We start from the raw sequence: 12,323 nt of genomic DNA on the forward strand, positions 1-12,323 counted from the left end.
CTAGATCGGAAGTTCAAAATACGGTGGCAACGCTGCAGTTCCACCTAATCGCAAGGCTTTGACCAACGGACGAACCCGTAAGCTACGAGTGGTCGTCACCGCCTCATTATAAAATCGATGGGCTAGTTGAACGCGCGCTTCGGCGTCGACAAGCGCTGGCGGCAACGGTTGTGGATAGTTACGAATACACTCGGCAACCTTGCGCTCTTGTATCGTTCGCTTTTCAAAACTGTCATAATGCAATGCCACCGCCTCAGTTTCATGCGCTAACCCTGCAAACTGATCGGCATCTAAGGCCGCGAGCACTGCGACTCTTCGATCGAGCGCAAATTGCAGCGCAGCCAACAACGATTCAGTGCGAACATGCAGACGATGCAGTCGCGTTGCAGTCGACGACGCCCACATAATTCCCGAAGTCAGCATCACTGCCACGAGCAATAACGAAAGTGTGGTCACGGTTCCGCCTGTATTTTTGAGCCATCAATAACAATTCGGTACACACGCATAATATCCGTTGCGACCTTCTCCCAGTCGAAAACTGCAGCCCTAGCTAATCCATTTTGTTGCAATGCTTGACGACGCTTTGGATCGCCAATCAAGTCCACCAAAACACGCCGCAAATCATTGCTATTGCCATTTTCAAACAGCACCCCATTCGCAACAGTTTCATCATTGCCAAGTACTGCTTGGAAAGCCTCTAAATCAGAAGCAATCACCGCAGTACCGGCTGCCATTGCTTCTACTAAAATAATGCCGAAAGATTCCCCGCCTGTATTCGGGGCAACATAAATATCACTGGCAGCCAGAATCCGAGCTTTTTCCGCGTCACTGACTTTCCCAACATATCGAACCCCTGGTTGTTCATGATGCTTGCCAGCACCAATCACTACCAGTTCGGCTGTATCTGCAAGGCCTTGGAAAGCTTCGAGTAAAATGCTTAAACCTTTTCGAGGTTCATCAAGCCTGCCAATAAAACAGATTTGTACTTTCTCCTGCGATATCTTGTGTTCTTTGCAATGCAATTCGTAGGCGCGTCGATAAGCATTCGTTGCCACACCATTCGGGATTAGCACAGGATCGGTGCCGAGCTGTTGAACTTGCCAGCGTCGTGCTAATTCGCTCACAGCAATGCCTCCGCGAATTTTCTCTAAATATTTTCGCGTCACGATTAACGCAAGACGCAACAGTATCGAACTACGCGCGGATGCATGATAGGTCGCCACGATTGGCCCTTGCGCCACCATTAAGGCTGCGAGCGAAAAACTTGGTGAGTTCGGCTCGTGAATATGTAGGACATCGAAGTTTCCGGCACGAATAAACTCACGAACGCGACGAAATACTCCACGGTGAAAACTCAATCGCGCAACTGAGCCGTTATACCGAAACGGCAGTGATCGTCCGCCTTTCACAACAAACGGTGGTACTTCGGTGTCAGGTGAACATGGGCCGATGACGGCAACTTCGTGGCCTTGATGTTGATAAAACTGGGCAAGGTCAAGAATGTGAGCTTGTACTCCCCCTGGCTCATCAAAAGAATAAGGGCAGACAAACCCAATGCGAAGACGCTCAAGTTGTGTATCCACGAAGTTCAATGATCCTTGGTTGTTGTGCTGTTTGTTAGCGATTATGCAGAAGTTGGGAACACTATGCAAACAGTCATGACTGTTTAGGCCCACGTGTAGGACGGTCTGCAATCCATAATGGTTGCAAGACATGCCAGTCAGTCGGATGCTGTGCGATATTGCGTTGCATGATCATTGCTTGTTGCTGAAGTGTTGCTTGGATAGTGGTCACTTCTAACGGTGCAGATACTTCCAATGCCCAGCCAGGGCTGCGGCTGGTGCCAGTAAACCAAGTATGTGCCACCAATAGCGTTGCACCGGTATCTTGAGCCAGTTTCACGGCACCGATTGGCATGGTCGTCGTCTCAGAAAAAAACTCCACTTCCATGCCTTTCCCAGTTAAATCGCGTTCGCCTAAAAGGCAGACAACTTCTCCGCGCTGTAAGGCTTCACGCAATTTTGGGAATGGGGAATGTCCGTGTTCATCTTTGTGAGGGTAAACTTTAAAGCCCAAGGAGGTCCGAAACTTTACAAAGGCATCAAAGATTCGGGTTGGTTCAAGGCGTTCGGCAACAGTTACAAACGAACCAATGCGCTGGGTAAGAAAATAACCGGCCATATCCCAATTGCCGCTATGGGTTAAAACAATCACCACGCCATTGCCCTTGGCATAGGCGGTATCAAGATGTTCAAGTCCATGCGATTGTCGTTCAATACTTGTGTAGAGTGCAGGATCTTGAATCAGATTTTGTAAGCGAAATGCTTCTGCCCAGTACCGAGCATAACTGCGCATCGAGTCTTGTACGAGTTGACGCGTGACATGTTCTGGACCAACCACGCGTTGGAGGTTTTTCCGTAACTGTTCCATGCCTTTACCGGAATGGGAAACTCTATCGGCACCGAATTCAAAAATTCTCGTCACGACCGCATGTGGCAAGATTTTCAAAATTTTCCAACCAACGCTATAGCCCGTGGCAATCAGCTCTTGTCGAATATTCATCATCCAGTTATGCTTTCAAATCTTTATGCCCGCGCATTTGCAAGATAGCTCCATCAGGCGCAGCAATCGGTTCTGCAGCACGGACGTCACGAGCTGCGATCCATAAACGCTGTACCACAGTAATAATTGATCCGACGGCCAAGATGATCAATGCGATCACCACTGCAGAGTCCACGCCGAAACCCTCCAGCCCGATCCCGCCTAACCCAATAATCAGTCGCTCAGGACGTTCAATCAGGCCACCTTTCATGGCCAAACCGCTAGCTTCACCACGAGCTTTCACATAAGAAATCACCTGAGAGCTGACCAAAACGATAAAACCGCTAAGAATAACGCTGTGTGCAGCAGCTTGGGTGTAGATCAGCCACCATAATAATGCACTGAAAATAACGCCATCAGTAATACGATCGCAGCTCGCATCAAGCGTGGCACCAAATCGACTGCCGGAGCCTAGCATCCGTGCCATCGTCCCATCGACCATATCCAGCACGCTTAATACACCACAAAGCAGCGCTGCTTGCCATAAATACCCTTGCGGAATCAAAATGGCTGCGGCGGCAGATGTGAGCGTTGCACCTAAAATGGTGACCATATTTGGAGTCAGACCAATGCGTAGCATCAGTTTGGCTAATGGTTCCATGACAATTGCGGCAGGTTTTCTACCCTTGACACTAAGCACGAGCAATTCCTGGAAAATCTGGGTCTTGGGCAGCAAGTTCTTGCCACTTTGCGGCTAATAAACGACGCGTATCTTGGAGCAATTGTGGTAAAACTTTGGTGCCGTGAATCACGGTCATAAAGTTTGCATCGCCACTCCAGCGTGGAACGATATGCAGATGCAAGTGCTCCCCTACGCTACCACCAGCAGCTCTTCCTAAATTGAATCCAACATTGCAAGCATCTGGCTGGGAAACTTGCTTTAAGACTCGAATCGCAGCTTGTGCAAAAGCCATAAGCTCATGCGATTCTGCAAGAGTTAAATTCTCAAGTTCAGATTCTTGACGATATGGAATCACCATCATATGCCCGGCATTATACGGGTAAAGATTCAACACACAATAAACGTGTTCGCCGCGTGCAATGATTAAGGCTTCAGCGTCGTCAAGCTGTGGAAGGGTAATAAATGGGTTGCTGTGCTTTGAGGAGGCTTGTTTATCAGCACCTTTGGTCACAATATAATTCATGCGATACGGAGCCCATAACCGCAGTAAGCGATCGCTGACGCCCACGCCATTATCGTGATACGTTTCCACCACACACTCCTTTTCACACCCACGACCACAGGCAAGCGCCACAGATAGTCGAACTAGGCTTTGATTGTTCTCTTTATTCTAGCCAGAGGTCAAACGTTACGACCCAAGACATGCAGCGAGGATACAAAACCATTTTCTATGCTTACATGCAAAAGCCGTCTTGTACCTACCATTTTGTAGCTACAAGACGGCTTGCCAGAACAGCGGATTAGCCTAATGCAGCTTCCACATTTGCCTGGGTTGGTTGCTCATTCACTCGCGTTTGAATCCATTGTTGGATCAATGCAACAGCTTTGTCGACTGGTACACCGTTGACTTGGGTACCATCAAGGAAACGGAATGAGACTGCATTGGATTCCACATCACGTGCGCCGGCAAGGAGCATAAATGGCACCTTTGCTTGGGTGTGATTACGAATCTTCTTTTGCATACGATCATCAGAAGTATCAACATTGGCACGAATATCGCAGGCACGCAGCTGATCGGTGATCTGCTCAAGATGCTCCGAGAAGGCTTCTGCCACTGGGATACCAACAACCTGGTATGGCGCCAACCATGCTGGGAATGCACCCGCATAGTGTTCGACAAGCACGCCGAAGAAACGCTCGATAGAACCGAATAATGCACGGTGAATCATAATTGGGCGTTTCTTGGTGCCATCGGATGCGGTGTATTCCAAATCGAAGCGCTCTGGCAGGTTGAAATCGAGCTGTACTGTGGACATCTGCCAGGTACGACCAATTGCGTCACGTGCCTGAACCGAAATCTTTGGACCATAGAACGCAGCACCTGCTGGGTCTGGAACTAACTCAAGACCAGAAGCATCTGCAACTCGCTGCAAGATTGCAGTTGACTTTTCCCAAATTTCATCGGAGCCAACAAACTTCTTTGGATCCTTCGTGGAAAGCTCCAAGTAGAAATCATCCAGGCCGTAGTCACGCAGCAAGGAAATGATGAAGTCGAGAACTGACGTTAATTCTTTCTCGAGCTGATCCTCAGTACAGTAAATATGAGCATCGTCTTGGGTAAACCCACGTGCACGGGTCAAACCATGAACCACACCGGACTTCTCATAACGGTATACAGTACCGAATTCAAACAAGCGCAGTGGCAGTTCACGATAGGAACGACCGCGTGATGCGAAAATGAGGTTGTGCATCGGGCAGTTCATTGGCTTTGCATAGTAGTCTTGCGCAGGCTTGGTGACTTCGCCTGCCTCATTGACTTCACCGTCGAGCTGCATCGGTGGGAACATGCCATCGGCATAGAAATCGAGGTGACCGGACTTTTGGAACAGATCACCTTTCGTAATATGCGGAGTGTTCACGAAGGAGTAGCCAGCTGCAATGTGGCGACGACGGGAGTGCTCTTCCATTTCCAAACGAATGATGCCACCATTGGGGTGGAATACTGGGAAACCAGAACCAATTTCATCTGGGAAAGAGAACAAGTCCAGCTCAGCACCGAGACGACGGTGATCGCGCTTTTCTGCTTCTTCCAGCTTATGCTGATATTCTTCCAGAGCTTCTGCGGATTCCCACGCAGTACCGTAAATACGCTGCATGCCAGCCTTGGATTGATCACCACGCCAATACGCTGCTGAAGAACGAGTCAATGCAAATGCAGGAATGTACTTTGTCGTCGGAATATGTGGTCCACGGCAAAGGTCGAACCATTCAACTTCACCAGTCCGAGGATTCAGGTTGTAGTAACCGGTGAGTTCACCAGCACCAACTTCGGTTGCCTCGTCAGAATTTGGATCGACAGAACCTTTATCGTGAATAAGCTCAAGCTTATATGGCTCATGTGCCAATGCAGCTGCAGCTTCTTCTTGGTCGGCATAAATGCGACGCTCAAATTTCTGGCCCTGCTTAATGATTTTCTTCATTCGCTTTTCTAAGCGACGCAGGTCTTCTGGGGTAAATGGTTCTGCAACATCGAAATCATAGTAAAAACCGTTTTCGATGGCTGGACCAATACCAAGCTTGGTACCTGGGAATTCAGCTTGTACAGCTTGTGCTAATACGTGAGTTGCCGAGTGGCGAATCACAGCACGTCCAGCTTCTGTATTAGCCGGCACAGGGGTGACGTCGGTGTCTGTTTCTGGAACGAAGGACAAATCTTTCAGCTGACCTTCAGCGTCCATAATACAAACAATTGCCTCAGGACCTTTATTTGGTAATTCGAGTTCGCGCATTGCCGCGCCCGCTGCCACACCGGCAGGTACCGTAAAAGGTTGATGTGGATTAACGGCAGCATCAGTTAACTGTGCCATAGTTGAGTGCGCTCCTTTATGAGCTCAGGCATTCACGCGTCAGACCTGGACGCGAAATGCAACGTAAAGTATTGACGCCACCCACTGACACCGAAGCTAGCAGCAACAATGAGTCGTTGCTGGGAAAATATCACAGCTGCGTTGTGGGTAACATCATAATACTAGCCAAAACCCACCTAGGTTTCCAACAGCGCTTGTCCCCAATACAGATCTCGATTTTCACCGGTTGGATCTGTTCCAGGAGGAATCACGAATACAGCTGAACCAATATGCGTAATCCATTCATTCATGCGGTCAGCGTCATTCAGCCGCTGCTGGATTGGAACAAACTGGCGAAGTGGATCTTGCTGGAAACATACGAACACTAAACCAGAATTTGATGATTCTCCACTGCCAGGGACTGGCGGCAGATCATAGTTATAAGCGCGTCGACGAATCCTTTGTAATGGAAGATCACTTGGTGGCGCAGCAAGTGCCATGTGGCATCTCGGATCAATAATTGGTAAGCCGTATTCATCGCGAGCATGAAAATCTGCCACATCATGTTCTTCCTGGCCAGTCAGTGGCGCACCGTTTGACAGATAGCGTCCCATTGCTAGCTCACGTGAGCTGCGATCAAGTGTTTCCCAGGTGTCGAGATGCATCTCGATACGTCGCACCACCATACAGCTTCCGCCATGTGCCCATTCTGGAGCATCGCTCAGTGGCGGTATCCAAACATAGGAATCATAATCATCATCGGTGGCTGGATTAATGGTGCCATCGATCTGACCAAAAAGATTACGTGGTGTTTCATTGATTTTTTTAGCACCATAGGCATTCAAGAAGCCTTGTTGCATCCACACCACAGTTGCAAAATCAACTGCCGCACGTTGCATGTGCCTCGAAGCGAATGCAAGAGTGACAGGATCATCAGCACAAATCTGCAACACTACATCGGCTTCAGCCCACTGTGGATCAAGCTTGTCCTCGCTAAAGACTGGCAGTGGAGCCAACCACGATGGCCGCTGATCTCGACGATCAATAATATCAAACAGCCGTGGTCCAAACCCACAGGTAATCGTGAGGTTGGCAGGCTTCATCGTCATTTCTGGCTCGAGGGAGCCTAAAGGATTTTGACCATTTGTTAGTCTGCGAGCATCTTCGGTCCATAATTTCAGCAATCGCCTGACCGATTCGCGATCATTTCCAGCATGTAAATTAAATGCGAGGATGTTCAAATGCGCTTGGCCTGGTGTTGCGATTCCCGCTTGATGCGGCCCATCAAAGGCCACCAACGCAGTAGTCAGTGCCGGCTCAGATGCTTCGTGTAACTGCTGAGATTCTGCAGCTATTGGAGCATGTGGACTCTGGCATGCAGTCAATGCTGCGGATGCGCCAACTGTGGATGCACCGAGTAAAAAAGTCCGCCGTGAAAGGTTAGGTCCGTGTGCATTCGATTCGAAATGCGGACACATCGGGACATCATTCATGATTCATCACCACTGACTGCCATTGTTGTGTGTTGGACAGTGCGCGTATGCGACATGGTTTACATACGCGCACTGAATACAGTATGGGTATTGGGCTCAGGAATATTGCATCAAACACTCAGTCCAAATACCCATAGAGGTATAGGTGTCACTATACCTTAATTGACATGATAGTTACTTCTTATCACTGTCTTAGTGCTTGTGATCATGGCCATGCTTGTGGTCGTGGCCACCTGCATACTCTTCTTCACCAGCACCGATGGTGCGAGCTTCGATGTCACCGAAGTCGAGGGTACGACCGTCGCTGAGGTTCACCGTCAAATGAACAGATTCACCAGCTTGAATTGGGGTTTTGACACCAAGCAGCATGAAGTGCTCATGACCTGGCTCAAGCATGAAGTGCTCACCCGCTGGAACGGTCAAGCCGTTCTCTTTCATCTTCATCTTGCCATCCACGACTTCGTGGATTTCAAACTTTTCAGCATCCACATCTGTGGTGAAACCGGTGATGGTGATGTCTTCATCAGTGTGATTGTGAATCAGACCAAAGATAGCGGTCATCTCTGCTTCTGGCTCCATTGCCTTGACGAAAGCATCGGTGAACATGATGCCTTCATGCATTGCATGATCATCCATCTTTTCCATCATTGCTGCGGTGGTCTCTTCGGTCATCGCTGGAGCTGCAGAAGTAGCGGTGTCCATTTTCATCATGGAATCTTCTTCAGAGGTGGTGCAGGCAGTCAATGCAACTGCGGATACTGAGAAAACTGCGAGAGCTGTACGAATTTTACGAGACATAAACATAACGAGATGATCCTTTAAATACTTGTAAGAATGTACATAGCGCGAATAACTAGACAAGCTTGAGGCATATGTACATGAAAAACTTTGATGGCGAAGATTACTTATTCTTCTTGGTAAGTCGCAAAATAACAACGCCTGCGACCGCAAAGATTCCAATAATACCAGCTAAATAAGCCCAGTATCGAGAGAAACCAGCTGCTTCTAATCCTTGTTCCAATGCCGTTGTAGGTGCTTGAGTTTCCATCGCACCTTCCTCAGCTTCAGAATGGGTTTCCATTGTAGCCGAAGCAGCCGCATCGCTGATTGTAAACGTTGTCTTTCCACGGGTGGCATGTCCATCCGAGGAAGTTATTTGGAAACCGATTGTATATTCGCCAGATTTCAAAGTGACATCTTGAGGGACATCAAAAAGGAGATTTCGACCTTCCACACGAGGCTCACCAGAGAAGATCACCGCTTTATCAGCGTCTGTAACCGCAATGGTATTGAACCCGTCTTTTGGTTGTGCCGAAAACTCGAGTACCAGAGTCTCAGGAAGCTTATCAATGACAGCACCATCAGCAGGATTACCGCCAACAACCACATCATGCGCACGAGCAACAATTGGCTGCAAACCGACAATTGGCGCAAAACCGAATGTCGACGTTGCAACGAGGCTACCAGCTACGATCCAAGCTCGGACGCTACGCTTGAATATACTTCCTGATTGTTGTGTCAAAACACATACTCCTTTTTGTTCAAACCACAGCAAGCAACATATCTACATTACTTGCAAAATGCCACTAAAAACCTACCACCGGCATCACGTGTTCGTCCACGAGGCGCCGGTGCACATCATAAGTATGAGCATGATTTTTTTCACACTCACATTAATTAGTCGAATATTCCGGCACAAAAGTTCCCACAGAACATAATTTTTTTATTTTCTTCACTTCTGCACTCGCTGCCATCTGTTATAAGAACATCTCATCAACACTCATACGTACCACACAGCCAAATCGTGAACCCGTGCCTTGACGACGCAGACAGTGATACCTTTATCAGCAATACTGCTTTTCGCTGTTCTCGCGTTGTCTTGTATCGCTTCCATACGATCCACATAACTTGTGCGGTGTCCTTGTAGGCGAACGAAACTTGTTTCATCAAGCCCGATTGCGTGAGTTTTGTTCAAACGTTTATGGTCTGCTTCTAGCAACGCCTGACCGTATAAGGTGACTGCATCATTGACTGTATGCCACGAACACCCAAGTTCAGCTGCGACTTCGCTAATGGTTCGTCCCATGCCTACTTGGTGGGTCGCCCATTTACTTGCCCTGGTTGTCATCTGGCAACGAACCGCTGCAATACGTTTATCCTGGCTTGTCCATGAACCAACATCACAAGCAACGTTTGGGCAATACAAGCGGTGTTTACGCCACAGCAAGTTCATAGGACGGCCATAGACAGGTAAATCTATGTATCGAACTTTTGGTCTTTCTTTCACACGTGCAGACATATTGCAACGCGGGCATGTTGGCGTTTTTAGGACTTGTTCGATTTCGATTTCCTGTTGTGCACCATGACGGTGATACGCAAGGACGCGAATATCTTTCAAACTTACAAGTCGAGCAAGAATTGCGCTAGGATCATAAGCGGTGAAGGTATTTTCATTCTTTTGGTTCACACTCTAAGCATGAATTACCTTCGCCGTTTTTTATAATTCCCCGCTGAAACGCGAAGAGCCCCTTAACCCGTACATGACATCTAGATAAGACAAAAGCTCCGAGAAAAATCTCGGAGCTTAATCCTGAGCGGATGACGAGACTCGAACTCGCGACCCTAACCTTGGCAAGGTTATGCGCTACCAACTGCGCTACATCCGCATATATTAAACAGAGCTTGAAGCTCTGGTGCACGATACTGGGATTGAACCAGTGACCTCTTCCGTGTGAAGGAAGCGCTCTCCCGCTGAGCTAATCGCGCCGTGAGAGAACTTGGAGGTGGAAACGGGAATCGAACCCGTGTGCACGGTTTTGCAGACCGTTGCCTCACCACTCGGCCATTCCACCGTGGCATTCCTGCCTCGGAGATACTCGAAAGTATCAGAGCGGATGACGAGACTCGAACTCGCGACCCTAACCTTGGCAAGGTTATGCGCTACCAACTGCGCTACATCCGCATTATTTTTTAAAGAGCTTTTCATGCTCTGGTGCGCGATACTGGGATTGAACCAGTGACCTCTTCCGTGTCAGGGAAGCGCTCTCCCGCTGAGCTAATCGCGCTTAGCTTATATACATAAGCTTGGAGCGGATGACGAGACTCGAACTCGCGACCCTAACCTTGGCAAGGTTATGCGCTACCAACTGCGCTACATCCGCATGTCACTCACTAACAGTTAATATCTGTTGTGCCGTGCGAGGAAAACTCTAATACGCCACCTACCTTGTTGGCAAATCAGCTGGTTAATGCTTGTTCTTTAATAACTTTTTTGGGTCTCTGAAAATTACATTGCTGCGATTCCTTCTCAACTCTGGTCTGCACTCATATCGTCGCCAAGCGAGCATTGTTGATTAATTCTCGAAGCATAGACACGACAACGCTGTCTCAAGCACATGGTAAAAATCGCCTGCCACCGCTTCCAAAGTTCTTATCAACGCCAGGCTTTCGGTATTGTCATGCCTAAGAGATACGTTGCGGGCAAGCTTGAAGGATGATCAACAGTATGCTCAAATCACTGCAAGAAACATGCGATCGCATATGGACAGAAAATCCAACGACCTGCCCATCACAAGATGCACATCAGCGCATTCTTGAGCGCCGCATAGGATACGGACTGTGGCCATTGGCGATTATGCTAGTCATCCACCGCGTTGGCATCTTGGCTTTGAACGGCTCTGTGACCGACGATTATTCCACGGTGTATTTAGCTTTGCGACGTTTCTGGGATGGCGTGCCAGTCTATAACGAGCATTACAGTTTCGTTGATCCACATTATCTCTATAATCCCGGCGCGACATTGTTATTATCACCGCTGGCATTAGTAGAGAATTTTGCCATTGCGCGCATGGTGTTTATCTGCGTGAATGCTACGGCAATTATTCTTGCACTCATATTGTTGCTTCGCCAGACCAATTGGCCACGCAAGGCGTGGATATTACCGCTGGCGATCAGCCTTGCGTTTGTAACAGAAGCTGTGCAAAACACGTTGATATTTTCCAATATTAACGGCATCTTATTGCTCCTGCTTGTGGTGTTCTTAATCAGTGAGCAGCAAAATGCACAACTACGTTCTGGGCTAAGTATCGGATTAGCAATTGTAATCAAGCCGATCTTTTTGCCACTTCTATTTCTCCCAGCTGTGCGCATCAGAATAATTTCAGTTGGTGTCGCGCTTGCGGTTCCCACAGTGCTCAATGTACTTGCCTGGTCGATTGTGCCTGAAGCTTCAGAGTATCTATCACGTACAGTTCCGTATTTAAGTATCGTGCGCGACTATGCCAATGCTTCATTGCCTGGCATGACTACCTATTTTCAGATCTATCCTCTGATAGCACGAGCTGTGTGGTTGACATTTGCAGTGCTTATCGCCTTCGGCATTCTTGCCTTATTACGAATCAGGGTCACCGATTCGTGGAACTGGCTCATTCTTAGTACCAGCCTAATTTTAAGCGGCGTCTTTTTATTGTCCTCCCTTGGACAAATGTATTATTCCCTGTTTTTACTACCGTTGTTTTTCACACTGGCGGCCGCACGCAGCCCATTTACGTTCATCTCGCTATGGATTGGCTTACTGCTGTGCTTAAACCCCTTGCGCTTCCAATTGTCATTCAATCCAGTGCTTGGAGAGTGGCTAACTACATTTCAAGCAACACTTGGATGGGCACTAATCGTAACCACATTAGCTACAGATGCCATCCTGCGCGCACGATCTACCACAAACACCCCACAACCGCACTAAGCAAACACGCAGCTAAAGAT

At 48.3% G+C, this 12,323-nt stretch carries 11 protein-coding genes and 6 tRNA genes; 1 reads left to right on the plus strand and 16 read right to left on the minus strand.

All coding sequences use genetic code 11. The features are described 5' to 3' along the window. The 16 genes from NXS99_RS02265 to NXS99_RS02340 form a co-directional block, all read right to left on the minus strand. Nucleotides 1-423, minus strand: a complete 423-nt coding sequence (locus NXS99_RS02265; protein ID WP_396124801.1) for a hypothetical protein — start codon at nt 421-423, stop codon at nt 1-3. A 29-nt stretch (nt 424-452) separates the two neighbouring features. Beyond that, a complete protein-coding gene (locus tag NXS99_RS02270; RefSeq protein WP_259287053.1) occupies nt 453-1,583 on the minus strand; it encodes a glycosyltransferase family 4 protein in 1,131 nt (376 codons plus the stop codon). A gap of 73 nt (nt 1,584-1,656) precedes the next feature. After that, complete coding sequence (locus tag NXS99_RS02275; protein ID WP_259287054.1) at nt 1,657-2,565, minus strand: phosphatidylinositol mannoside acyltransferase; 909 nt, start codon at nt 2,563-2,565, stop codon at nt 1,657-1,659. Between the two features lie 4 nt (nt 2,566-2,569). After that, the gene (gene pgsA / locus NXS99_RS02280) at nt 2,570-3,241 is read right to left on the minus strand and encodes a phosphatidylinositol phosphate synthase (protein WP_259287055.1); all 672 of its coding nucleotides are present in this window, start codon (nt 3,239-3,241) and stop codon (nt 2,570-2,572) included. Then, nucleotides 3,234-3,815: an HIT domain-containing protein gene (locus NXS99_RS02285; RefSeq protein WP_259287056.1), complete on the minus strand. Its 582-nt coding sequence runs from the start codon at nt 3,813-3,815 to the stop codon at nt 3,234-3,236. The genes pgsA and NXS99_RS02285 overlap by 8 nt, the downstream gene beginning before the upstream one ends. A 208-nt stretch (nt 3,816-4,023) precedes the next feature. Then, nucleotides 4,024-6,090, minus strand: coding sequence for a threonine--tRNA ligase (thrS, locus tag NXS99_RS02290; protein WP_259287057.1), 2,067 nt, complete (start codon nt 6,088-6,090; stop codon nt 4,024-4,026). A gap of 176 nt (nt 6,091-6,266) precedes the next feature. Continuing rightward, complete coding sequence (locus tag NXS99_RS02295; RefSeq protein WP_259287058.1) at nt 6,267-7,562, minus strand: Dyp-type peroxidase; 1,296 nt, start codon at nt 7,560-7,562, stop codon at nt 6,267-6,269. A gap of 192 nt (nt 7,563-7,754) precedes the next feature. Further along, nucleotides 7,755-8,366, minus strand: a complete 612-nt coding sequence (locus tag NXS99_RS02300) for a copper chaperone PCu(A)C (RefSeq protein ID WP_259287059.1) — start codon at nt 8,364-8,366, stop codon at nt 7,755-7,757. Between the two features lie 97 nt (nt 8,367-8,463). Beyond that, a complete protein-coding gene (locus NXS99_RS02305) occupies nt 8,464-9,084 on the minus strand; it encodes a copper resistance CopC family protein (protein WP_259287060.1) in 621 nt (206 codons plus the stop codon). Between the two features lie 258 nt (nt 9,085-9,342). After that, complete coding sequence (locus tag NXS99_RS02310; protein ID WP_259287061.1) at nt 9,343-10,029, minus strand: helix-turn-helix domain-containing protein; 687 nt, start codon at nt 10,027-10,029, stop codon at nt 9,343-9,345. Nucleotides 10,030-10,155: 126 nt separating this feature from the next. Next, nucleotides 10,156-10,228: transfer RNA gene (locus tag NXS99_RS02315), tRNA-Gly, on the minus strand. Nucleotides 10,229-10,253: 25 nt separating this feature from the next. Beyond that, nucleotides 10,254-10,328: transfer RNA gene (locus NXS99_RS02320), tRNA-Val, on the minus strand. A gap of 12 nt (nt 10,329-10,340) precedes the next feature. Continuing rightward, nucleotides 10,341-10,414, minus strand: a tRNA-Cys gene (locus tag NXS99_RS02325). A gap of 37 nt (nt 10,415-10,451) precedes the next feature. After that, nucleotides 10,452-10,524: transfer RNA gene (locus NXS99_RS02330), tRNA-Gly, on the minus strand. Between the two features lie 28 nt (nt 10,525-10,552). Next, nucleotides 10,553-10,627 (minus strand) — tRNA-Val (locus tag NXS99_RS02335). 20 nt (nt 10,628-10,647) lie between these two features. Beyond that, nucleotides 10,648-10,723: transfer RNA gene (locus NXS99_RS02340), tRNA-Gly, on the minus strand. Nucleotides 10,724-11,241: 518 nt separating this feature from the next. Between NXS99_RS02340 and NXS99_RS02345 the strand changes: the two genes are divergently transcribed. Then, the gene (locus NXS99_RS02345) at nt 11,242-12,303 is read left to right on the plus strand and encodes a glycosyltransferase family 87 protein (RefSeq protein WP_259287062.1); all 1,062 of its coding nucleotides are present in this window, start codon (nt 11,242-11,244) and stop codon (nt 12,301-12,303) included. Nucleotides 12,304-12,323 lie beyond the last annotated feature (20 nt).

The sequence above is a fragment of the Corynebacterium sp. HS2168-gen11 genome (assembly GCF_024834075.1).
Taxonomy (GTDB): domain Bacteria; phylum Actinomycetota; class Actinomycetes; order Mycobacteriales; family Mycobacteriaceae; genus Corynebacterium.